The organism is Mesorhizobium sp. L2C084A000, assembly GCF_000502875.1.
Taxonomy (GTDB): Bacteria; Pseudomonadota; Alphaproteobacteria; order Rhizobiales; family Rhizobiaceae; genus Mesorhizobium.
The window spans coordinates 566,529-588,396 of record NZ_AYWX01000002.1 but is presented as its reverse complement, the minus strand read 5'-3'; the positions used below and the strand labels follow the sequence as shown (position 1 = coordinate 588,396).

The following is a 21,868-nucleotide window of genomic DNA, read 5'->3' as shown; positions in this document are numbered from 1 at the left end:
GTTCGGCAGTGTTGGCAGCCTTTGTGCCGGCAGCTTTCCACGATAGGAATTTTTTCTTGACTGGGTGACCTCAGCTACGGTACATATTCGTCCATGGTGCTGATCTGCGCCAGTGACCCGCCGCACAGGCGGGTTTTTCGTTTGATGCTCCGTCAGCCAACGCGCCGAAGGCCGCGGGGGAACCCGAGTTCGGTGCCTTGGCTTTGCTGGCCGGATTTTGCTGGATATTGTCCCCACCGCACATGCCCTTCCCCAGGCGCTGCAAATGCGCCAGACTTGGGCATCGACGGGTTGCGATGGGGTTGTCCATGAATTTCGTGTTCTTCTCCCCGCATTTTCCCGCCAACGGCGCGGATTTCTGCGACCGTTTGAAGAAGGCCGGAGCCAGGGTGCTCGGCATCGGCGACGCACCCTATGACGCACTCGACGCCAAGCTGAAGGCGGCGCTTTCGGAATATTACCGTGTCGCCGACATGGAAGACTACGATCCGGTGTTCCGGGCGATGGGGCATTTCATCCACAAATGGGGCCGCATCGACCGTTTCGAATCGCTCAATGAACATTGGCTGGAGCTGGAAGCCAACATCCGCTCCGACTTCAACATCTACGGCACCAAGCTCGATTTCGTGAAGAATCTGAAGCGCAAGAGCCGCATGCGCGCCTTCTTCCGCAAGAGTGGCGTCGACACCATCGCGCAGCGCAAATGCTCCGACCGTGCCGGGGCCATGACTTTCATCCGGCGCGTCGGCTATCCGGTGGTGGTCAAGCCCGACAGCGGTTCCGGCGCATCGAACACCTTCAAGATCTCCAACGCCAAGGAACTCGACCAGTTCTTCCGGGACAAGCCCGAGGACGTGACCTTCGTCATGGAGCAGTTCATCGAGGGACTGGTGGTGACTTATGACGGGCTGGTCAACCGCGACGGCGAGGTGGTGCTGGCGGCCAGCCATCGCTATGACCAGAGCATCATGGAGGTGGTCAACAAGGACCGCCACATGAGCTACACCTGCTTTCCCAAGGTTAGACCGGCGATCGAGGAGGCCGGCCGCAAGATACTGAAGGCGTTCGACGTGCGCGAACGCTTCTTCCACATTGAGCTGTTCGAGACCAAGGACGACCGGGTCATCGCGCTGGAGGTCAACATGCGTCCGCCCGGCGCCTGGATGACCGATGCGATCAACTATACGTTCGACGTCGACGTCTATGCGGCATGGGCCGATATGGTGGTCAGAGATGCCGCCGGCGGCCCTTACGAGGGCAAATACTTCACCGCCTATGCCAGCCGCAAGCGACGCCTCCACTATTTGCACAGCCATGAGGACGTGCTAGCCGCGCACCGCGACAAGATCGTCCACCATCAGGCCATCGAAGAGGTTTTCAGCCGCGCCATGGGAAATTACGCCTATCAGATGCGCTCGAAGGACGAAGCAGCGTTGCGCGAGGCAGTCGCCTATATCCACGCGGAAAAGGCGTGAGGCGATGGACATCTCCTATCACAAGAATTTCTCGAGCCAGCTCGGCCGCGACATGGAATACAAGCGCTACGGCCATGCCGGCCGGCCGGTGGTGGTGTTTCCGACCTCGCAGGGCCGGTTCTACCAGTTCGAGGATTCCGGCGGGGTGGGCGCACTGGCCGAATTCATCGACACCGGCCGCATCCAGCTGTTCACGGTCGACGGCGTCGATTCGGAATCCTTCTTCGACAAGCATGCCGACGCGGCCCATCGCATCGCCCGCCACGAAGCCTATTTCCGCTATGTGCGCGAGGAGGCGCTGCCGGAGTTCCTGTCCGCAGCCGAGCAGGCCAATGGCGGCCGCAAGCTGAAGCCGCTGTTCTCGGGCTGTTCGATGGGCGGCTATCACTCGTCGAACTTCGTCTTCCGCTTTCCCGAACTTGCCAGCGGCGTCATCGCGCTGTCGGGCGTCTATTCGGCGCGCGACTTCTTCGGCAAAGCGCTCGAGGGCGACATTTTCTACAACTCGCCGCTGGACTATCTGCCCGGCATCGTCGATCCCAAACTGCTGACCCGGCTGAAGGCGCTCAGGCTGATCTTCTGCTGCGGGCAGGGCGCATGGGAAGAGCGGATGCTGGTCGAGACGCGCAGGTTGGAACAAATCCTGCGCGACAAGTCCATTCCCGCCTGGGTCGATTATTGGGGTGGCGATGTCAGCCACGACTGGCCGTGGTGGCACAAGCAACTGGTCTATTTCTTCGGCCGCTGGCTGGATGAGGACCTGATGCACAGGCTCGATTGATAGCGGGGGCCGTCCGCTGACTGCTACCCTTCCTGCGGCACTGCCTGGACGTCGACACTTTCACCTGAAGCCGATCCGCGACGCAGGCCAAGGAAGACGACGACGGCGGTCATGACGGTGATTGCCGCCAGCACGATCAGCAGCCTGTCGAACGCCGTCTCGTAGGCCTGGACCAGAACAGCGGCTCCGGCTTGGGGCAGATGTTGTGCTGCTTCGCCGAGATTGCCGGTCACCAGCAGCTGGGCTGCCGCCGCCGCCTCCGTCGAAGATGCCGTTTCCTCGGCGGCGACCTGCGCGGCGGTAAAGCCGGAAAGGGTCGCCATGACGATCGCGAGCGCCACACCCTCGCAGGCGACGCGGGTGGTGTTGAAGATGCCGACCGCCATGCCGGCGCGCTCTCTCGGCACGACACTGACGGCAAGCCCGTCCATCAATCCCCAGGGCAGGGCGATGCCGACGCCGATCAGCATCAGCGGCGCCACCAGCGCACTATCGACCGGTGGTGTCAGGCTCAGCCAGACAAGCCCGGCGGCAGCGACAAGCAGGCCGACGCCGCAGATCGTGGCCGGCGCGATCCAGCGCGCCAGCTGTCCGGCGAGCATCGGCAGGATCAGCAGCGGGCCTGATAGGCAGATCATCAATTGCCCGGCCTTGATCTCGCTCATGCCCTCGATGCCGATGAAGCGGATCGGCAACAGGACGAGCAGGACGACGAAGGCGTAAGCGGGTGCCGCAGCCAGAAACTGGACGCCGACGAAGCGGGGATAGGCAAACAGCGTGAGGTCAAGCATCGGCCGTTGTGCGCGCCGCTCGACAAAGACGAAGGCGACAAAACAGATGACAGAAGCGGCCAGAAGGGTGACGACAAGGGGATCGGCCCAGCCGCGCTGCGGGGCCTGGAGCACGCCATAGGTCAGCGACGCCAGCGCGATCGTGAAGGTGCCGGCTCCCGCCCAGTCGAGGCCAGTCGCATCCGGATCTCGCGATTCCCTGATGGTGCGCAGGCCGAGCATGGCGGCGGCAATCGCGAGTGCTGCAACCAGAATAAAGATCGACCGCCAGCCGAATGCAGAGATAAGCAGGCCCGACGCGATCGGGCCGAAGGCGAGGCCGATGCCGAAACTGGTGCCGAGAAAGCTGAAGGCGCGCAGCCGCAATGGCCCTTCGAGTTCCTGGGCGAGTGCCGAGGCGCCGCCAGCGAAGGCGGCCGCACTGCCGATCCCCTGCGCGGCCCGGAAAATGTCGAACCAGATGATGTCCGGCGCCAGCATCGCGCCCAGCGACGCCAGGACATAGAGGGAGAGGCCGACGAGGAAGAGGCGCTTGCGGCCATGGTTGTCGGCCAGAGCGCCCGACGCCATCAGGGTGGCGCCGAAGGTCAGCATGAAGGCGTTTGTCACCCAGTTGAGCTCGATCGGACTGCCGCCGAGATCGGCCGCGATGCGCGACAGAGCGACGGCCGGACCGGTGAAGGTCAAGGGCATCGTCATCGCGGCAAGGCAAACGGACAAGAGCACGAGCCATCTCTCGGCAGAGCCGGTTGTGGTCCTAGAAGTCATGGATTTCCCTATCTGAAACAGCACTCGCCGGTCGGCCGCGCGTTTGCGGATCCGGTCGTGACGACAAGATAGGTCGTCGGCATTTCAGGAAAAATGGTGTTATATCTCCTGGTATATCGGACTGAAACGCTCGAATGGAATGACACGATGGATCGTCTCAACGGGCTCCTGGCCTTCGCCCGCACCGCCGAATTCGGCAGTTTCGTCGCTGCAGGGCGGGCGCTCGGCATCTCGGCTTCCGCCGTCGGCAAGNAGGTTGCTTCAGCGCAGCACGCGCCGCATCGGCCTGACCGAAGAGGGCAAGCTGTTCAACGAGCGGGTGCGCCGGATCCTCGACGACATCGGCGATGCCGAGGCGATGCTGTCGCGGACACGGGAAACACCGCGTGGGCGGCTGCGCATATCCACCCCGATCGTCACCTATCATCTGCTGCTGCCGGTGCTGTCGGAGTTCATGGCCCGCTATCCCGAGATTGAGCTCGACATCGATTTCAACGACCGGATCGTCGACGTCATCGACGAGGGCATCGATGTCGCGATCCGTAGTGGCGAACTGCCGGATTCGCGCCTTGTGTCGAGACCCGTTGCGCCCTTTCGCATGCTGCTGTGCGCGGCGCCCTCCTACCTCGACCGCCATGGCGCCCCCAGCGTGCCGGCTGATCTCACCAGGCATTTCGGCATAAACTTCCGCTTCCTGAACAGCGGCAGGCTGCTGGAGTGGCCGTTCACTACCGGAAGCGCCGAACCGCAGATACGCTCGATGCTGACATGCAACAACATGGAGGCGTTGAAAGGCGCCACGCTCGCCGGGCTCGGCATCGCCTGCATGCCGGATTTCCTGGTGCGCGAGGCGCTGCACGAAGACAGGCTGCGTACCGTCCTCGACGGTCATGTCGACGGCCGTGGCCAGTTCCGGATGCTGTGGCCCTCCAATCGCCATTTGTCGCCGAAGGTGCGCGTCTTCGTCGACTTTCTTCCCGAGCGGCTTGCTGCGCGGTAGGCGTTCATCGCTAAATATGAATTTTATAATCAAGTTTATGTGGAAACGCCGCAGCGGCTGTGGCATGTCGCTGACGGCGGTGGCGCTGCGGCGCTTGCCGAATTGTTGCGAAGGACTGAGCGATGGACCAACTGAACGCGCAAACCCGGATCAGCGACGCGGCGATCAGGTTGGTGATGGACCGGCTGCGCGCAGAGCACAGCGAATTCGAGATTGACACTGGCGTTGCCGACCAGTGGGAGCTCCGCCTCTACTACGGCTCGTTGAGCGCTACGCTTGATGATGAAAGCGTGCTGATCCGGGTCGCGGCGACAGACGAAACCTGCCTGTCCTACATGAAGATGACGGTCGCCGGCCATGTCGCCGAACATCTCGGCACGACCAAGGGCATCCATTGGCAAGGTGACGGCAGCGACGCCGGTACGCCGGTCTTCTTCCGCGAGATCGCGGTGATGTCGTCAACGCGGATATCGGCGCACATGCAGCGCCTGCGCTTCGCCGGCAAGGATCTCGGCCGATTTACCCATGGCGGCCTGCACATGCGGCTGCTGCTGCCGCCGCCTGGCCGCCGGCTGGTTTGGCCGACGATGGGCGCTGACGGCTTGATCGTCTGGCCTTCTGGCGACGATGCGCTTGCCGTGCGGGTCTACACGATCCGGGCGGTGGACGCCGCAAGCGGTTGGCTCGACGTCGATTTCGTGTTGCATCCAGGCCAGGAGACGCCCGCCGCCGCCTTCGCGCAAAGCGCACAGGCAGGAGACGTGATCGGCATGATCGGACCCGGTGGCGGCGACGCCCCGGTGGCGCAGACCTTGCTTCTGCTCGGCGACGACACCGCACTGCCAGCCATCGGCCGGATTTTGGAGCATTTGCCGGCGTCAACCCGCGCCGAGGCACTGATCGAGGTCGATGGCCCGGATGACCGGATCGCGCTGGCGCAAGGGGACAATGTCGATATCACCTGGCTCTACCGGCACGGCCGAGAGGCCGGCACCGCCGGCCTGTTGCCAGCCGCCTTGCGGGAGCGCAGCCACATGGCGCTTGCCGACGGTCTTTATGTCTGGGCCGGATGCGAATTCGGCGATTTCCGGGAGATCCGCAAGATCGTGCGCAAGCAATGGAACCTATCGCGCAACCGGCACCTGGTCACCGCCTACTGGCGCCGCGACGCGCAAAGCGAGGATGAGGGCGGCGAGGAATAATCCGCGGCTTATGACCGTCTCTGGCGTCGGTTTTGCCTATTGCCTGACGCTTCTGGCCACCAGCCGCGCGACGCTCGGGCCGACCAGCAGCACGATCAGGAAGCGTGCCGATTGCAGGGCCATGACGAAGGAGATGTCGACGTTCTGCGCGGCGGCGGCGATGATGGCGATGCTGTCCATGCCGCCAGGGCTGGTCGCCAGATAAGCGGTCAGCGGATCGATGCCCAGGAGATGGCTGATCATGAAGGCAAGGCCGCCGCAAAAGGCCATCAGCGCCACGATCGAGGCGATGATCTGCGGCAGCGCGCGTGTCGCATGGCGCAGGATCGCCCTGGTGAAATTCAGCCCGATCGACCAGCCGACCATGGCGTAGCTGACAGCCAGCAGCCAGGGCGGCAATTGCATCTCAACGCCCAGGCCGAGATGGATGACGCCGCCGAAGATGAAGGTGCCGAGGAAGTAGGGAGAAGGCAGCCGGCACAGCTTTCCCGCCAAGCCGCCGATAAACGCGATGCCGATGGTGGCGGCGAAGGCTTGGGCGTCGATCGGCGGGAACCAGGTGATGGCGGGGATTTCGACGCCCGATGTGTCGACCCACATCTTGGCAACGAGTGCTGCCGTCATCGAGACGAAGATGACGCGCAGATATTGCATGAAGGCGACGAGACGCTGGTCGGCGCCGAACGCACCGGCCATCAGCACCATGGCGGTGGCCGCGCCCGGCGACGAACCCCAGACGGCGGTGGTGCCGGGCAGGATGCGCCAGCGGCTGATCAGCCAACCGAGCAGGCTGGAGGCCGTGACGGTCGCCACCACGACACCGAGAAACAGCGGCCATTCCCGGTAGAAGACTGGAAAGATGTCGGCCGAGATCGAGCTGGCGACGAGGCAGCCGACGATCGCCTGGGCGGCGCCGAACAGAAGGCGCGGCACACGCACCGTGGCGCCATTGGTGCCGGCGACGATGGCCGCCAGCATCGGCCCGATCAGCAACGCCGCCGGCAGGGTGGCGAGTTCCAGCGCGCCGGCAAACAGGAGAGAAACAACCAGCAGGGCAAGCCACTGCCAGAGCTTGCGCATCCGCGCCATGCGCTCGAGTGTGGGCAGGTCCGGGGAGGGCTGCTCGGCCGAGGAATCCATGTTTCGCTCTTAGACCCGCAGGGCGAAAAATGCGAACCGCGGTTCATAGAAAACTATTGTTTCACCCGTCCAGGTGTCGAGTAACAGGTTTCATAAGCCGGCGTCGAACCGTTGCTCGATCTCATTGCGACCCATGCGGTCGAAATCGTCGGGGACGGAAAACTGGCCGGCCATAAAACCGACCCGTCGCGCCTGCAGAGCCGGTTGTTCGATCGGCACGATTCTGGCCAACGGCTTGCCGGCTTTGGCAATAACAAACGACTCGCCTTGGGCTGCACGTCTCACAAGGCGCGACAGATGGGCTTTCGCATCGCGAATGTTTACTGTCTGCGTCAAAGGTTGCTCCTCAAAGTTGGCATCGAACTCACCCCGTCTTGCCGTCGGCTAGGCCGAAGCCGCCGACAGGGTGGGTTTCGACCTGGAATTCGAAGCCGGCGATGAACGGCCGCGCCTTGGCGATCGCCGCCTGGACTTCGGGAAGCTGCAGCGAGGCCTTGTGGCTTTCGGCGTCGGTCCACACTTCGGTGACCCAGATCGCGTCGGCATCGGCGGGGTCGCGCGCGATGATATAGCTCAGGCAGCCTGGCAGGGCGCCTGTACTGTCGCGCAGGAGGTCCATGACCGCGTCGCGCTGGCCGCGCGCCGCCCGCATCTTGCCGATCAGTCCATACATTCCGTTGTCTCCCTTTGAGGTTTCGACAAGCAGATCGCCAGTATGCCGATAGCCGCTCAAGGCATCAACTGGCCGCCATTCACCTCGATGACCTGGCCGGTGATGTAGCCGCTGAGAAGATCGGAAGAGAGGAACAGATAGGCGCCGACGCAATCCTGCGCCGTGCCGGCGCGTCCCTGCGGAATGGTGGCGACCATGCCTTTGATCTGCTCGTCGGTCGAATAGCGCTCGTGGAACGGGGTGAGAATGGTGCCGGGCGCCACCGCGTTGACGCGGATGCCGAAGCCGATCAGTTCCTTGGCCATGCCGCGCGTCACATTGGAGACGAAGGCCTTGGCCGAGCCGTAAAGCCCGGCGCCGCCGCCGGCGCCATTGCGGGCGGCGATCGAGGAGGTGTTGACGATGAAGCCGCCCTGTTTCTTCAGCCACGGGATCGCCTTGCGCGAAGCAGTCAGTACCGAACGGGCGTTGAGGTCCATCACAGCGTCGTAATGCGCCTCGGTCTGCTCGGCATAGGGAATGCGGCCAAGCATGCCGCCGGCATTGTTGACCAGCCCGTCGAGGCGGCCGAAATATTGCGCGCTATCCTCGACGACGCGCTCGACATCGGCGGCAACGGAGAAATCGCCCTGAACGAGAAACACCTCGCCGCCCTTGTCGGCAATCGTCAGGCCGAGCTTCTCGGCGGCGTCTTGACTCGAATTGTAGTGCAGCGCCACCTTGCATTTCTGCGCTGCATAGGCCAGCGCGAGCGCCGCTCCGATGCCGGTCGACGCACCGGTGACCAGCACTGCCTTGCCGGCAAGATCGGGTATGCTGAGTGTGGTGGCTGGCACGGTTCTTCCTCCGGGACGTCTGCCTGTCCTTCGTAGGCCCTTGCCACCCCGGTGTTCAAGCCTTTGAGCAATTCAAGAAACGTGTGAAACGGTTTCCCGGGAAAAGGAGTAGCGCTTTCCCTTGGGGAATTTGCGCCAAGCAAACCGCTCTACGGGTGCAGATAGGCGTAACCTTGGCCTTGCAGTTCGGCGAGTTTGACGACGCCGCCCTTGTCGGCGGCATGAAACCCGGCGAGCAGGTCGGGGAGCGAAATATCCATGCCTTGCATGGTGTTGGCGCAAGCATGGGATTCCAGCCCCTGCCGCACCAGGCCGGCGAAGCGCCCGGAAATCGCGGCCGATATTCCCTTCGACTTGAAGCTGGCCAAGGCCGGGCCATGCACGACCAGCACGATGTCGACATTGCCGCCGGTGCCCTCATAGTGGTTCTTGATGTTGCCGAGCACGAAATTGACCTTGTCGGTATCGCTCAAGTGGTAGGCGACTTTTTGCCTTGTGGGCTCGGTGGCGGCTGCCTGTGCTGCCCGCAAACCAAGAAGCGTTCCGGTTCCGGCAAGAACCGCGCGGAACATGTCGCGCCGACGCATGGCATCCTCCTTCGCTTGGCGGCCCGCCGCGAATTGCGTGGCTGCGGCCGCAATACTAGCATAAATTGACGTTGCGTCCTGTCGATGCGGAGGAGAGATCACATGGCGTTCAGGGCAGGGGAATGGAAGACAGTCGCTGGCGCCGGGTTTGGCGCGGCGCTGCTTGGCTTGCTTGCCGGACCGGCCTCCGCCGACGATGCGCTGAAGCTCACCGAACTCAGTCCGAACGGCGCTGATGCCTGTTTCGGCCGCGTCTATGATGCGGGGCATCTCAAGGCGCACCCGAAGCAGAAGGTGGCCCGGATCTTCTTCTACTACGGCCATGATCCAGTCAGCCGGCCGAACGAGGAACCGGCCGCGAATTCCGACACGTCCTACAATGCTTTCATCGCCACCACCGTGCGCGGCGCCAAGGCGCCTGAATGGGCCGGCGGCTGGTGCAATCACGCATCCGAGGGCGGCAAGACAGGCCCGGTCCATTGCGGCATGGAATGCGACCGGACGCTTGCGTCGCTGAAGGTCGACGACAAGGGCCGGCTGTTCCTCTCGGATCTGCAGCCCGACATCTATCTCGATGCCGGATCGGAAGAGGAGCTTGGCGCAGCGGAATATCACAGGCAGGCGCTCGGCAAGGATGACGACAATTTTCGCCTCGACCCGATCCCAGCGGCGACCTGCAAGGCGGAGTTCGCGCGCATCGATCCGGTCGACCCGGCGCTAGGCCCACCGCTGCGCGAGCGGCTGAAGCCGGCCCAGGCCTTCTGCTATGGGCGCGACTATGATGCTGCCCATCTCGGTTCGCACCCCGATCAACTTACCAAGTCGATCCGGGTTTTCCGCGGCAAGGTAGAGCTGGCGTCCTTCGCCTCGGGTGGTGACGCCGCCAACTGGCCAGACGGCGCCGATATTGCCGTTACCGTCACCACATGGCAGAAATCGGCTGAGGTTACGCAGACTTATTCCTGCCAGGGCGAAGCCGACCAGTGGCGCTGCGCGGCCAGTTCGAAGATGAACGATTTCTCCTGCGACATCGCGCAGAAGGAGATTTTCCTCAAGCGTGGTGCCAATGGCACGATGATGCTGGCAAATCCCAACAGTGCACTCGCGATCGTCGACCTGTGTTCGAAGGCCGCCGACGGCAAGACGAAATCCGACGACAAGGTCTATCGGCTGCAGCCGATGCCGCAATCGGCCTGCTCGCCGTGAGCATCTCTGGAGGGGGCGAATGGATAAGGCAAAGGTCTTTTGGTATGGCCGATCGCAAGCGGTACGCTTGCCGAAGAATACCGGTTCGAAACCGGCGAGGTTTCAATCCGTCGCGAGGGCCGAGCGGTCGTCCTCGAACCGCTTGCGCAGGATTGGGGCTGGCTCGACCGTGTAATCGGGCCGCTTGACGATGATTTTGTCGAGGCGGTCTTAGAAGGCCGGTAGCGACGAGTCTCCTCGGCGCAGAAGTTTTCGCGGTACGCTTGTCGCTTCGTCATCCTCGGGTCTCCGCGACGGAGCTTCGCTCCTGCTCCGCCCGTGGATGACGAAGTCGAGAGGCTTCGGCTAATTTTCCAAGGTCGTGACGGGAGACCGCCTCACGCAAACGGCACGGCCGTCGTGCCCTTGGGCAGCTTGGCCTCGTCATCGGGCTCGACATGGATGGTGACGCGCACCGAAGGGATTTCGGCCTTCAGCGCGTCCTCTATGCGGTCGCAGATGACATGGCTGGCGCCGACCGACATGTCGGCATCGACGACCAGATGAAACTCGATGAAGGTGGCGCGGCCGGCGATGCGCGTCTTGAGGTCGTGAACCTCGAGCGCGCCCTTGCAATTGGCCGAGATGACGTCGCGGATGCGCATGTGTTCCTGGGTGTCGACGGCGCGGTCCATCAGGCCGTTCATCGACGAACCGATGACGTGCCAGCCCTGCCACAGGATGTTCAGCGCCACGAGGACGGCAAGCGCCGGGTCGAGGATCTGCCAGCCGGTCAGGATCGCTCCGACCAGGCCGCCGAAGACGCCGATCGAGGTGACCACGTCGGTCATGATGTGGTTGCCGTCGGCAACCAGCGCCGGTGACTTCTCCGCCCTGCCGGCGCGGATCAACGTCCAGGCCCAGAAGGCGTTGATGACTGTAGCGACGCCGTTGACGGCAAGACCTTCCCAGGGCTGTTCGAGCGGTGCCGGGGTCTGCCAGTGGCGCCAGACCTCGTTGAGGATCAAAAGGGCGGCGAGCACGATCAGCACGCCTTCCAGCACCGCCGAGAAATACTCGGCCTTGTGATGGCCGAAAGGGTGGTCCTGGTCGGCCGGCTTGTGGCTGACCTGGATCGCCCAGAAGGCTGCAACCGAGGCGATGACGTTGACGATCGATTCCAAGGCGTCCGAGTAGAGCGCCACGGAGCCGGTGACGTACCAGGCGGCAGCCTTCAGCGCGAGCACGACAAAAGCGACGATAATCGACCAGAAGGCGAGATTGGCGATTTTGCGCTTCGCGGCCGCCTTGGCCGCGATCGCCATCGTGTTCTCGGCTTCGGCCATGATCGTCAGGCGGCCTTTTCCTTGGCCTTGCGGGGCAGGTGGGCGACGATGTTCTCGATGATGCGCATGCCGGCATTGTGGCCGAGCGTCATGATCGATTCCGGGTGGAACTGTACCGCGGCGATCGGCTCCTTGCGGTGTTCGAAGGCCATGATGATGCCGTCCTCGGTCTCGGCCGTGACGATGAAATCGTCGGGCAGGCGCACCGGATCGGCAAAGATCGAGTGGTAGCGGCCGACGGTCACTTCCTTGGGCAGGCCCGAGAAGATGATGCCGGGCTTGGAAACCCGGATGCGCGACGGCTTGCCGTGCATCGGTATGTGCAGCTGCCGCAGTTCGCCGCCATAGGCCTCGGCCAATGCCTGCAGGCCAAGGCAGACGCCGAAGATCGGCAGTTCGCGGGCGCGCGCCTTCTTGATGGTGGCGGCGCAGTCGAAATCTTTCGGCGTGCCGGGGCCGGGCGACAGCACGACGAGGTCGGGCTTCAGCCGGTCGAAGACTTCCTCCGGCACCGGCGAGCGGACGGTCGAGACATTGGCGCCGGTCTGGCGGAAGTAATTGGCCAGCGTGTGAACGAACGAGTCCTCGTGGTCGACGAGCAGGATGTTGACGCCGTCGCCGACGCGCGCGGTGGTTCGCTCGGTGCTGGCGGAATTGGCTGTCTTGGCGTCGCGAATGGCGGAGAGCATGGCGGATGCCTTCAGTTCGGTTTCGGCTTCTTCTTCCTCGGGAATGCTGTCGAACAGCAATGTGGCGCCGGCGCGCACTTCGGCAATGCCGTCCTTGATACGGATGGTGCGCAGGGTGAGGCCGGTGTTCATGTCGCCGTTGAAATTGACCATGCCGATCGCGCCGCCATACCAGGCGCGCGGGCTTTTCTCGTTCTGCTCGATGAAGCGCATGGCCCACAATTTCGGCGCGCCGGTCACGGTGACCGCCCAGGCATGCGACAGGAAGGCATCGAAGGCATCCATGCCTTCGCGCAGCCGGCCTTCGATGTGGTCGACGGTGTGGATCAGGCGCGAATACATCTCGATCTGCCGGCGGCCGATGACGCGCACCGAACCCGGCTCGCAGACCCGCGATTTGTCGTTGCGGTCGACGTCCGAGCACATGGTCAGCTCGGATTCGTCCTTCTTCGAGTTGAGCAGTTTCAGGATCTGCTCGGAGTCCGAAATGGCATCGTCGCCGCGCTTGATGGTGCCCGAGATCGGGCAGGTCTCGACGCGGCGGCCGTTGACGCGAACGAACATTTCGGGCGAGGCGCCGATCAGGTATTCGCCTTCACCCAGATTAATGAAGAAGGAATAGGGCGAGGGGTTGATTGCCTTCAGCTTGCGCGAAATCTCGGATGGCTGCGTCTCGCAGCGCTCGTAGAACATCTGGCCGGGCACGACCTCGAACAGGTCGCCGCGCTTGAACGAATCCATCGCCTTGCGTACCAGATCGGCGTATTCGCCGGGTTCATGGTCGCCGCGCGGCGGGATGCGGTCGGGGCTCTTGAACGGCTCGGCGATTTCGTCGCGCGGCAGCCCTTCGGTTGAAAACCCGTCGCCGGCATAGTCGTAGCGGTCGGTCCAGGCCTTGGCCGAATAGTGGTCGACGACCAGGATCTCGTCGGGCAGGAAAAGCACCAGATCGCGCTGGCTTGGCTTGCGCTCGAGCTTGTAGTCGACCGGGTCGAATTGGAAGGCGAGGTCGTAGCCGAAGGCGCCGTAGAGGCCGAGGTTGGCGTCTTCCTCGGTCTTGAACAGAGCGGTGATGGCGCGCAGGACCGTAAATACCGAAGGCACGCGGCTGCGCTCCTCTTCAGTGAAGACACGGCCGGGCTTGGCGACGTCGAGGCGGATCAGTTTCTCCGACGTCTCGGCGATGGTGACGTCGGCGAGGTCGCCCAGCGTCTTGCCGATGACCGGCAACAGCGTCTCGCCACGGCCGTTCAGCGCCTCGATGCGCATGGCACGGCCGCGCGCCGAGACGACCAGCGGCGGATCGATGATGGCGGTGTCCCAGCGCGTGTAGCGGCCGGGATATTCATAATTGGAGGAAAACACCGCACCGCGGCGCGAATTCAGGCCGTCGACATAGGCGTCAATCGCACCTGCATAGGGCCGGTCGTGGCGCGCGCGCGTGATGGTTATGCCACCCGCGGTCACGAAACTTTCCGCGCCGTTTTCCAGAACCTTCATCGTCATTGCCGTCTCCATCAGCTTCTTGGGCAACGGACCCGGGAATGGCTTGGAAAAAACAAATGGCCGCCCGGACTTTCCGTTGCGGCCACCCTCTCTTTTCACGCGCACGTGTTCGAACAGGCCGCTGTCAGCAGGCCCACCACCAAATGGTCTTGATCGAACGCATGTTCATGGCGAAATCCATAGCCGCGAAAGGGAGGATACGCAACAGGTTTGAAAAGCCTGTCCGGTGGCTGTCGCTTCTGCGCCTCATGGTACATCGCCAGAACCGGCTATGGCGCTTAGAATGTTCATCAACAGCAGGAAGACGAGAAAACAATCATGACCGAGCAGATCGAGCGTGCGCGGACGTTCCATTCCCTCCACGTCAAGGGAAACCCGATCGTTCTCTACAACGTCTGGGATCCGGGTTCGGCCAAGATCGTCGAGAAAGCGGGCGCCAAGGCGATCGCCACCGGAAGCTGGCCGGTGGCGGCCGCCTTCGGCTATGCCGATGGCGAGAAAATCCCGCTGGAGCTGGCGCTCGACAACATCAAGCGCATCGTCACTGCCGTCGACCTGCCGGTGACCATGGACCTCGAGGGTGGTTACGGCGTCGACCCGGAAATTGTTGCTCGCACGGTAACGTCGGCACTGCGGGCCGGCGCTGTTGGGTTCAATTTCGAAGACCAGGTTGTCGGTGGCAGCGGCCTGCACGACATCGCTGTTCAGGTAAAACGCATCGAAGCCGCGGCGGCGGCCGTCAAGGCTTCCGGGATACCGGCGTTCATCAACGCTCGAACCGACATCTTCCTCAAGGCGAAACCGGATGCGCATGATGACGCCCTGCTCGACCAGGCCATAGAGCGCGCACAGGCCTTCGAAAAAGCTGGCGCGCACGGCTTCTTTGCGCCGGGCCTTGGCGATGAGGGCCTGATCGAGACACTCTGCAAGGCAATTGCGTTGCCGGTCAACATCATTGCGCTGGCGCATGTGCCGCCGCGCCAGCGGCTAGCGGAACTGGGTGTCGCCCGCATCAGTCACGGCCCGGTGCCTTACCGGCAGATGGCCGAATGGCTGGAGGCGAAGGCGCGGCTGGCTATTTCGGGTTAAGTCAGTCCTCCAGCGTCCCCGACCGGGCGTCGGCGCTCTTCCTGTCGCCGACCAGCTTCAACAGATCCTCGCCGGCGCGGATGATGCGGCGCGAGCGGCGGGTCAGGATGATGCCATCCTGCGGCGCAAACACTTCGGTGCGGCCATCGGCTTCGCCCGGTGCATGGACGATGGTGGCTAGGCGCGCGCCCTTGGCGACGCGGTCGCCGGGTTTCACGTCGTAGAGCACGGCACCGGCCCGTGGCGCCGGCATCATGTCGATGTTTTCCAATGGCGCCACGAAGCCGGTGAAAGGACCCGGCGCGGGCAGGGCGCTATCGGCGATCACGCCGCGCGCCACCAGCAGCCGGTAGAGGCCGTCGGCGTCGGCGTCGGCCAAGGCACCGTCGACATCGAGGATGCCGCGATATTCGACGGTGGTGGCGACGCGACGGTCGAGCTTGGCCACATCGGCGGGGACGTTCTGGTAGGGCATGATCGAGGCGCCCTCGAAGGTGCCGTCGGTGTCCTCGCTCCACAGCACGACCGCGTCGACGCCCATGGCGGCGGCGCAATCGGCCATGGCCGGCCACAGGCTGGTGTGGACGTAGAGATAGGCGAGGCCCTCGTCATCGCAGTGCAGGTCGAGCACGATGTCATGGCCTAGCGAGAGCTGCACCAGCCGCGTCTTCAGCCGCTGGTCGACGCTGCCAAGGGTGGTGTCGGGCAAGAGCGCTGTGTCGGGCGCGGCGAGCAGTGGAAAGCCGCGGTTGAAATTGGTGCGCGTGCCGAGATGGAAGCGGCCCTGATGCTCGCCGAAATGATATTGCGCCCGGCCGACAGGGTTGGCCCAGGGCACGACGGTGAGGTTGCCCTTGATGCGGCCTTCGGCCTCCGCCCTGGCAAGCATCGGCATCAGCGCGTCGATGGCGACGACGCCCGGCAACTCACCGGCATGGAGCGCCGCCTGCAGATAGGCCGAAGGAGCAGCCTTGTCGGAACCAGTGAAGCGGAACAGCGGGAATTCGTAGGAAACCCCTTCGCTTTCGCCGGCGATGCGCTCGATCGATTTCTGCATGACTTCCTCCATCAAGGACCAGAAGACATGCGATTTGAAGGCGCCTATGTCGATTGGTCCAGCCCGCCGCGCTATGGGCGCAAGAGACTATTCAGCCGGGAGCTGGATGACCGGCGCGCGCCGGTCCAGCGCCTGTGACAGCACGGCGACGGTCACTGCCAACAAAGCGAGTGCTGCGCCGACCAGCGGCAAATTGGCATAGGAAACACCGGCGGAAAGGGCCACGCCGCCGATCCAGGCGCCGCTGGCATTGCCGACATTGAAGGCGCCCTGGTTCAGCGTGGCGGCGAGGTTCGGTCCCTCGGAGGCCGCCTCGACGACCCGGATCTGCAGCGGCGGCACGACGACGAAGATGAGCAGGCCCCACAGGAAGACGATGCCGACGGCAACGCTGGCGATTGCGCCGAATTGCCTGAAGCCAACGAAAAGCAGGGCCATCAGCAGCAGCGTGCCGATCACCGTCGGCATCAGTTTCCAGTCGGCCAGTCTGCCGCCGATAATGTTGCCGATGGTCATGCCCGCGCCGAACAGCAGCAGAACCCACGTGACTGCGGAGGTCGACAAGCCCGATACCTCGGTGAGGTAGGGCTTGATGTAGGTGAAGACGGTGAACAGGCTTGCGGAAGTCAGCGCCGCGATCAGCATGGCCAGCCAGACCTGCAGCTTGCCCAGCACGCGCAGCTCGCCGCGCAGGCCGCCACCGCTTGGCTGGGCGACATCGGACGGCACCAGCCAGGCGATCGCTGCCACCGAGATCAGGCCGATACCGACCACGGCAACGAAGGTGGAGCGCCAGCCGAACGCTTCGCCAAGTGCGGTTCCGGCGGGAACACCCAGGATGTTGGAGAGCGTCAGCCCGGCGAACATCAGCGCGATGGCGCTGGCCCGTTTGTTGCGCTGCACCAGGCTGGCGGCAACGACCGAGCCGATGCCGAAGAAGGCGCCATGGCCGAAAGCGGTGAAGACGCGCGCGGCCATCAGCGTCCAGTAATTGGGCGAGATGGCGCAAAACAGATTGCCGATGACGAACAGCACGGCCAGCCCGACCAGCACCGGCTTGCGCGGCAAATGCGCGGTGGCCATGGCGACGATCGGGGCGCCGAAGACGACGCCCAGCGCATATCCTGTGACCAGCAGGCCCGCAGATGGGATCGACACGCCGAGGTCGGCGGCGACCTCGGGCAGCAAGCCCATGATGACGAATTCGGTGGTGCCGATGCAGAAGGNACGTGTGCTCTTCCGATCTAATGGCAAGCGCAAGGATCGGCAAAGGCATGGGGCGTCCAGACTGAATCGGTTCAAATCCAGACTGCGCGAAGGACGCCGCCGTGCGCAAGCGGCATTGCTGCATTGCAGCGATGCAGAAAAGGAAGAGCTTTGAAATGGGTCGCCAACAGGCTGTCAAGCCAGCGGCTTCAGTTCCTGAGCAATGGTGGGCAACAGTTCCGAGACATTCGGGTGGATATGCACGGCACGCGCCAGCGTGTCGACGGGCGCCTTGGCGTACATCAGGTCGAGCACGCAATGGATAACCTCGTCGCCGCCGGGTCCGAGCACCGAGCAGCCGAGGATCTCCCTCGTGTCTGCGTCGACCAGGATCTTCATGAAACCCTGCGTCTCGCCCTTTTCGATAGCGCGGCCGACGCGGGTCATCGGCCGCTGGCCGACCAGCGCGCGACGGCCGGATTTCTTCACCGCAGCCTCGGTCATGCCGCAGCGGCCGAGCGGTGGGTCGATGTAGAGCGCATAGGCTTCGATGCGATCACTGACCTTGCGCGGATCATTGTCCAGCAGGTTGGCGGCGACGATCTCGTAGTCGTTGTAGGAGGTGTGGGTGAAGGCGCCCCTGCCGTTGCAGTCGCCCATCGCCCAGATGCCGGGCACGCTGCTGCGCAACTGGTCGTCTACAGAGACGAAGCCGCGCTTGTCGACCTCCACGCCAGCCCTCTCCAGGCCGAGGTCATCGGTGTTGGGCGTCCGCCCCAGAGCCAGCAGCACGTGCGAGCCGACCGCCGGCGGTTTGCCGGCGGAGAAGGTCACGGCAATGTCCTGGCCTTGTCTGGCAAAGCCGATGTCGTCGGCGCCGAGATGGACCGTAATGCCTTCGTTTTCGAGGATCGACAGGATGGCGGCGGAGACATCCTCGTCCTCGCGGCCGGTCAGGCGGGGGCTCTTCTCGATGACGGTGATTTCGCTACCGAAGCGGCGGAACATCTGTGCGAATTCGAGCGAGATGTAGCTGCCGCCGACGACGATGAGATGGCGCGGCAGCACGTCGAGATTCATCATCGAGGAATTGGTCAGATAGTCGATGTCGTGGATGCCGGGCAGGTCTGGGACCGAGGCGCGGCCGCCGGTGTTGAGGAAGATATTTTCGGCGGTCAGCAGATCGTCGCCGACGCGCACCGTGTTGGCGGATTCGAAACGCGCATGGCCGCGATAGAGGGTGCATTTGTCCATGCCGGCAATCCAGGTCTCGAGATTGGTGCGAGCGTCGATCGTCACCTTGTCTTTGCGCGCTTTGATCCTGGCATAGTCGACGCCGACGGGGCCACTGAGCGTCACGCCGTAGTCGGCGGCGCGGCGCGCCAGATGCGCGGCATAGGCGCTGGCGACCATGGTCTTGGTCGGCATGCAGCCGGTGTTGACGCAAGTGCCGCCGACCAGCTTGCGCTCGATCAGCGCCACGCTCCTGCCGGCGGCCGTCAGCCGGCCGGCCAGCGGAGGGCCAGCCTGTCCGGCACCGATGATGATGGCGTCGAAGGTTTTCGTCGTCATGCCACCGCAGCCACGATCAGCAGACCGCCGATGATCGCCACCGCGTCCTCGATGAAGGCGGCGGGCGGATCCTTGCCGAAGGCGGCTGCGAGCCGGCCGCGAGCTTCAGCGCCGCCCAGCGTGCCGATGACAGCGCCGATGGCGCCCGCGATCAGGCCGCCGATGGTGGCGCCGCCTGTCGCTCCGATCACCGCGCCGGTGAAGGCGCCCATGACGATGCGGGCGCCGAATTGCTGCGGCACTTTACGGCTCGGCGTCGACGGCAACTGGTCGGTGACCAGTTCGACGATGGCCAGGATGGTGAAGATGCCGACAGCCGCCCAGTGACTCATGAAGCTCGCCCAGGTGCCGGCAACCGGCAGCCAGCCGAGATAAGCACCCCAGGCAACGGCAGCCGGCGCCGTCATGGCGCGAAGACCGGCAATGACGCCGATCAGCAGTGCGAGAATGTAGAGCATGGTCGATCCCCCTCGATCACCGGGCCAGGACGGCCTTTGAGACGGCAGGCTACCATAGGTCCAATATTTGACCAGTACTTGCATCGGCGCTTTTCTGTTGGCCGCACTTGTGCTTTGCAAGGACGTGAACTGGAGACGCGTCATGGTCGAAAGCGAGCGCGTGAAGATGGCGGCCGGCGAATGGTACACCTGCCTCGATGATGAACTGGAGTCCTTGCGTGTTGTCGCGCGTGACGCGGTGTTCGAGCACAATTGCCTGCCGCCGCGGCAGCGCGGCAATCTCGGGCCGGGCTTGAGAGCTTTGCTCGGCAACGCCGGCGAGGGCGCCCGCATCGAGGCACCGTTTCACTGCGCCTATGGTTTCAACATCTTTCTCGGCGACGGCGTCTTCCTTAATGCCGGCTGCACCATCCTCGACACAGCGAGTGTGCGCATCGGCAAGGGAACGCTGCTCGGTCCCAATGTGCAGATCTACTGCGCCGAGCACCATAGGGAGCCCGCTGGGCGGCAAGCTGGACTGGAGATCGCCAAGCCGGTCGAGATCGGCGCCAATGCGTGGATCGGCGGCTCAGCCGTCATCCTTGGCGGCGTCAGCATCGGTGAAGGTGCCATCGTCGGCGCCGGCGCGGTGGTGACACGCGACGTGGCTGCGAACACCACGGTGGTCGGCAATCCGGCACATCAGGTCAAGCGGGACTGAACAGATCAGGACGACAGGACGTACGCCATGCGCTCGTCCTGACCGGCTCGCCTGGAGAATTCGCGCCGATATTGCGCCGGCGATGTCCTGAGCCTTGCGGCGAAATGCTGGCGCAGCGAGGTGGCGCTGCCGAAGCCGGCTTCGAACGCCACCATGTCCGTCGATTTCTCTGTCGCCTCCAGCAACCGTTGAGCCAGTTCTATCCGCTGGCTGGTCAGCCAATCGCCGAAACTGGTGCCGATCGATTTTTGGAAGCGGCGGGTAAAGGTGCGCCGGGTCAGGCCGGCGGCCTCGGCGACGCTATCCAGGCTATGCGTCTCTCCGAGCGCCGCGCGAACCGCGTCGAGGGCTTGGGTGAACCGGTCGGCGTCCGCGCTTCTTGCCACCGGATGCTCGATGAATTGCGCCTGCCCGCCCTGCCGATGCGGAGAAAGGACGATCTGGCGTGCGAGCCGCAGTGCGGCTTCCGCGCCGTAGCGGGCGCGCACGATGTGAAGACAGCAGTCCAGACCGGCGGCGACGCCGGCCGAAGTCACGATGTCGCCATTGTCGACATAGAGCACCGAGGCATCGACGGCGACGTCGGGATGGAGTGTCTGCAATTGTTCGGAATAGGCCCAGTGCGTCGCGGCACGACGGCCCGAAAGCAGTCCGGCAGCGGCAATGGCGAAGGTTCCGAGGCACAGGCCGACGATCAGGGCGCCGCGTCGGTGCGCCCGGCGCAGCGCCTCCATCAGCAGCGGCGGTGCCGGCTCGCCGAGATGATGCCAGCTTGGGACGATGACGATGTCGGCGCCGTCGAGCCCTTCGAGCCCATGCGGCGCGGCAATTGTCAGTCCGGCTTCTGTGTGGATCGGACCGGCCTTGACCGCGCAGATGCGGAAGTCGAAGCGCGGCAGGCCAAGCGCCGTCCTGTCCTCGCCGAAGACCAGGCACGGCACCGAAAGATGGAACGGGCTGATGTCGTCGAAGGCGAGGACGGCAATGATCGGGTCGGTCATGGGTGCTTCCGGTAGTTGAAAGCGGATTGTCCCAATTCTTTCGAATGATGTCAATCGGGCCACTTTTAGCAGGCCGGCGACCCGTCTATTTTCGGCCCATCGCATTCAAGCCGGAAAGGAAAACACCATGTCTGACCCAGCCAACACCACGCCACGCCGGGCGCTGATCGTCGTCGATGTGCAGAACGACTATGACGGCGGCAATCTCGCCATCCAGCATCCGCCGTTCCGCGACAGCGTCGTCAATGTGGCGCGGGCGATGGATGCAGCGACTGCTGCCGGCATCAAGGTGGTGGTCGTCAAGCAGATGGCGCCGGAGACATCGCCGATCTTCGCTAGGGGCAGCCACGGCGGGGAACTGCATCCCGAGATCGCCAGGCGCGAGCGCGACCATTATGTCGAAAAGAACCTGCCCTCCGCCTTCACCGGCACCGATCTCGAGGACTGGCTGCGCGCCAATGCCATCGACACGATCACTGTGGTCGGCTACATGACGCATAATTGCGACCTGTCGACCATCATCCACGCCGTGCATATGGGCTTTGCCGTCGAGTTCCTGTCGGATGCGACCGGCTCGGTGCCTTACGCCAACAGCGCCGGCTACGCCTCGGCCGAGGAGATCCACCGCGTGGTCACGATCATCCTGCAGTCGCGCTTCGCGGCGGTGCTCAAGACCGCCGAATGGGTCGAGTGCCTGAAAACCGGCGCGTTGCCGGAACGCGACACGATCTTCGGCTCCAACCAGCGGGCGCTGTCGCGCAGCGCTGCTTAGGGTTATCCGAAAACAGAAGGGCGCCGCATCGCTG

At 63.9% G+C, this 21,868-nt stretch carries 19 protein-coding genes and 2 pseudogenes; 8 read left to right on the top strand and 13 right to left on the bottom strand.

What is annotated here, in order from left to right; translation table 11 throughout:
- Positions 1-308: 308 nt before the first annotated feature.
- Together X735_RS158430 and X735_RS158435 are read left to right on the top strand one after the other, a co-directional pair.
- Positions 309-1,475 carry an ATP-grasp domain-containing protein gene (locus X735_RS158430; RefSeq protein ID WP_023809892.1) on the top strand — a complete coding sequence of 389 codons (1,167 nt, stop codon included), beginning with the start codon at positions 309-311 and terminating at the stop codon, positions 1,473-1,475.
- Between the two features lie 4 nt (positions 1,476-1,479).
- On the top strand, positions 1,480-2,256 hold the full coding sequence (locus tag X735_RS158435; RefSeq protein WP_023809891.1) for an esterase family protein: 777 nt from the start codon (positions 1,480-1,482) through the stop codon (positions 2,254-2,256).
- A 23-nt stretch (positions 2,257-2,279) separates the two neighbouring features.
- On the opposite strand, the gene X735_RS158440 is transcribed toward X735_RS158435, so the two are convergent.
- Positions 2,280-3,815: an MFS transporter gene (locus X735_RS158440; protein ID WP_023809890.1), complete on the bottom strand. Its 1,536-nt coding sequence runs from the start codon at positions 3,813-3,815 to the stop codon at positions 2,280-2,282.
- 147 nt (positions 3,816-3,962) lie between these two features.
- Here X735_RS158440 and X735_RS01000000165655 point away from each other — a divergent pair.
- Together X735_RS01000000165655 and X735_RS158445 are read left to right on the top strand one after the other, a co-directional pair.
- Positions 3,963-4,815: pseudogene (locus X735_RS01000000165655) on the top strand (LysR substrate-binding domain-containing protein).
- A gap of 122 nt (positions 4,816-4,937) precedes the next feature.
- Entirely contained in the window at positions 4,938-6,017 is a 1,080-nt protein-coding gene (locus X735_RS158445) for a siderophore-interacting protein (RefSeq protein WP_023809889.1), read from the top strand.
- 36 nt (positions 6,018-6,053) lie between these two features.
- On the opposite strand, the gene X735_RS158450 is transcribed toward X735_RS158445, so the two are convergent.
- The 5 genes from X735_RS158450 to X735_RS158470 all read right to left on the bottom strand — a co-directional run bounded on the left by X735_RS158450 (position 6,054) and on the right by X735_RS158470 (position 9,253).
- Positions 6,054-7,157: an AbrB family transcriptional regulator gene (locus X735_RS158450; RefSeq protein ID WP_023809888.1), complete on the bottom strand. Its 1,104-nt coding sequence runs from the start codon at positions 7,155-7,157 to the stop codon at positions 6,054-6,056.
- Positions 7,158-7,247: 90 nt separating this feature from the next.
- Entirely contained in the window at positions 7,248-7,493 is a 246-nt protein-coding gene (locus tag X735_RS158455; protein ID WP_023809887.1) for a type II toxin-antitoxin system Phd/YefM family antitoxin, read from the bottom strand.
- Between the two features lie 28 nt (positions 7,494-7,521).
- Positions 7,522-7,830, bottom strand: coding sequence for a putative quinol monooxygenase (locus X735_RS158460; RefSeq protein ID WP_023809886.1), 309 nt, complete (start codon positions 7,828-7,830; stop codon positions 7,522-7,524).
- Between the two features lie 56 nt (positions 7,831-7,886).
- Complete coding sequence (locus tag X735_RS158465; protein WP_023809885.1) at positions 7,887-8,666, bottom strand: SDR family oxidoreductase; 780 nt, start codon at positions 8,664-8,666, stop codon at positions 7,887-7,889.
- 149 nt (positions 8,667-8,815) lie between these two features.
- A complete protein-coding gene (locus X735_RS158470) occupies positions 8,816-9,253 on the bottom strand; it encodes a DsrE family protein (RefSeq protein ID WP_023809884.1) in 438 nt (145 codons plus the stop codon).
- Between the two features lie 102 nt (positions 9,254-9,355).
- Here X735_RS158470 and X735_RS158475 point away from each other — a divergent pair, with 102 nt between their 5' ends.
- Positions 9,356-10,459, top strand: a complete 1,104-nt coding sequence (locus X735_RS158475; RefSeq protein ID WP_023809883.1) for a hypothetical protein — start codon at positions 9,356-9,358, stop codon at positions 10,457-10,459.
- Between the two features lie 377 nt (positions 10,460-10,836).
- On the opposite strand, the gene X735_RS158480 is transcribed toward X735_RS158475, so the two are convergent.
- On the bottom strand, positions 10,837-11,784 hold the full coding sequence (locus tag X735_RS158480) for a cation diffusion facilitator family transporter (RefSeq protein WP_023809882.1): 948 nt from the start codon (positions 11,782-11,784) through the stop codon (positions 10,837-10,839).
- A 5-nt stretch (positions 11,785-11,789) separates the two neighbouring features.
- Positions 11,790-13,979: an anthranilate synthase gene (locus tag X735_RS158485; protein WP_023809881.1), complete on the bottom strand. Its 2,190-nt coding sequence runs from the start codon at positions 13,977-13,979 to the stop codon at positions 11,790-11,792.
- Between the two features lie 318 nt (positions 13,980-14,297).
- Between X735_RS158485 and X735_RS158490 the strand changes: the two genes are divergently transcribed.
- Positions 14,298-15,068 (top strand): isocitrate lyase/phosphoenolpyruvate mutase family protein, encoded by a 771-nt coding sequence (locus X735_RS158490; RefSeq protein WP_023809880.1) that lies wholly within the window; start codon positions 14,298-14,300, stop codon positions 15,066-15,068.
- A 1-nt stretch (position 15,069) separates the two neighbouring features.
- On the opposite strand, the gene X735_RS158495 is transcribed toward X735_RS158490, so the two are convergent.
- The 4 genes and pseudogenes from X735_RS158495 to X735_RS158510 form a co-directional block, all read right to left on the bottom strand.
- On the bottom strand, positions 15,070-16,125 hold the full coding sequence (locus X735_RS158495) for a succinylglutamate desuccinylase/aspartoacylase family protein (RefSeq protein WP_023809879.1): 1,056 nt from the start codon (positions 16,123-16,125) through the stop codon (positions 15,070-15,072).
- Between the two features lie 87 nt (positions 16,126-16,212).
- Positions 16,213-17,401 (bottom strand): annotated as a pseudogene (locus X735_RS158500) (MFS transporter).
- A gap of 125 nt (positions 17,402-17,526) precedes the next feature.
- A complete protein-coding gene (locus X735_RS158505) occupies positions 17,527-18,903 on the bottom strand; it encodes an FAD-containing oxidoreductase (RefSeq protein ID WP_023809877.1) in 1,377 nt (458 codons plus the stop codon).
- Positions 18,900-19,361, bottom strand: coding sequence for a membrane protein (locus tag X735_RS158510; protein WP_023809876.1), 462 nt, complete (start codon positions 19,359-19,361; stop codon positions 18,900-18,902). Before X735_RS158510 ends, X735_RS158505 begins: the two co-directional genes overlap by 4 nt.
- Before the next feature lie 142 nt (positions 19,362-19,503).
- Between X735_RS158510 and X735_RS158515 the strand changes: the two genes are divergently transcribed.
- Positions 19,504-20,061 carry a sugar O-acetyltransferase gene (locus X735_RS158515; RefSeq protein ID WP_023809875.1) on the top strand — a complete coding sequence of 186 codons (558 nt, stop codon included), beginning with the start codon at positions 19,504-19,506 and terminating at the stop codon, positions 20,059-20,061.
- 5 nt (positions 20,062-20,066) lie between these two features.
- Here the strand turns inward: X735_RS158515 and X735_RS158520 are convergent, their stop codons facing one another.
- Positions 20,067-21,062 (bottom strand): helix-turn-helix domain-containing protein, encoded by a 996-nt coding sequence (locus X735_RS158520; RefSeq protein WP_023809874.1) that lies wholly within the window; start codon positions 21,060-21,062, stop codon positions 20,067-20,069.
- 127 nt (positions 21,063-21,189) lie between these two features.
- On the opposite strand from X735_RS158520, the gene X735_RS158525 reads away from it, so the two are divergent.
- Positions 21,190-21,834 (top strand): cysteine hydrolase family protein, encoded by a 645-nt coding sequence (locus tag X735_RS158525; RefSeq protein WP_023809873.1) that lies wholly within the window; start codon positions 21,190-21,192, stop codon positions 21,832-21,834.
- Positions 21,835-21,868 lie beyond the last annotated feature (34 nt).

Bases quoted from the DNA above. Each gene is read 5' to 3' on its own strand.
- X735_RS158525 (WP_023809873.1), top strand. From the start codon at position 21,190: ATGTCTGACCCAGCCAACACCACGCCACGCCGGGCGCTGATCGTCGTC.
- X735_RS158495 (WP_023809879.1), bottom strand. From the start codon at position 16,125: ATGCAGAAATCGATCGAGCGCATCGCCGGCGAAAGCGAAGGGGTTTCC.
- X735_RS158475 (WP_023809883.1), top strand. From the start codon at position 9,356: ATGGCGTTCAGGGCAGGGGAATGGAAGACAGTCGCTGGCGCCGGGTTT.
- X735_RS158450 (WP_023809888.1), bottom strand. From the start codon at position 7,157: ATGGATTCCTCGGCCGAGCAGCCCTCCCCGGACCTGCCCACACTCGAG.
- X735_RS158460 (WP_023809886.1), bottom strand. From the start codon at position 7,830: ATGTATGGACTGATCGGCAAGATGCGGGCGGCGCGCGGCCAGCGCGAC.
- X735_RS158490 (WP_023809880.1), top strand. From the start codon at position 14,298: ATGACCGAGCAGATCGAGCGTGCGCGGACGTTCCATTCCCTCCACGTC.
- X735_RS158445 (WP_023809889.1), top strand. From the start codon at position 4,938: ATGGACCAACTGAACGCGCAAACCCGGATCAGCGACGCGGCGATCAGG.
- X735_RS158470 (WP_023809884.1), bottom strand. From the start codon at position 9,253: ATGCGTCGGCGCGACATGTTCCGCGCGGTTCTTGCCGGAACCGGAACG.
- X735_RS158485 (WP_023809881.1), bottom strand. From the start codon at position 13,979: ATGACGATGAAGGTTCTGGAAAACGGCGCGGAAAGTTTCGTGACCGCG.
- X735_RS158510 (WP_023809876.1), bottom strand. From the start codon at position 19,361: ATGCTCTACATTCTCGCACTGCTGATCGGCGTCATTGCCGGTCTTCGC.
- X735_RS158515 (WP_023809875.1), top strand. From the start codon at position 19,504: ATGGTCGAAAGCGAGCGCGTGAAGATGGCGGCCGGCGAATGGTACACC.
- X735_RS158435 (WP_023809891.1), top strand. From the start codon at position 1,480: ATGGACATCTCCTATCACAAGAATTTCTCGAGCCAGCTCGGCCGCGAC.
- X735_RS158480 (WP_023809882.1), bottom strand. From the start codon at position 11,784: ATGGCCGAAGCCGAGAACACGATGGCGATCGCGGCCAAGGCGGCCGCG.
- X735_RS158430 (WP_023809892.1), top strand. From the start codon at position 309: ATGAATTTCGTGTTCTTCTCCCCGCATTTTCCCGCCAACGGCGCGGAT.
- X735_RS158440 (WP_023809890.1), bottom strand. From the start codon at position 3,815: ATGACTTCTAGGACCACAACCGGCTCTGCCGAGAGATGGCTCGTGCTC.
- X735_RS158520 (WP_023809874.1), bottom strand. From the start codon at position 21,062: ATGACCGACCCGATCATTGCCGTCCTCGCCTTCGACGACATCAGCCCG.
- X735_RS158505 (WP_023809877.1), bottom strand. From the start codon at position 18,903: ATGACGACGAAAACCTTCGACGCCATCATCATCGGTGCCGGACAGGCT.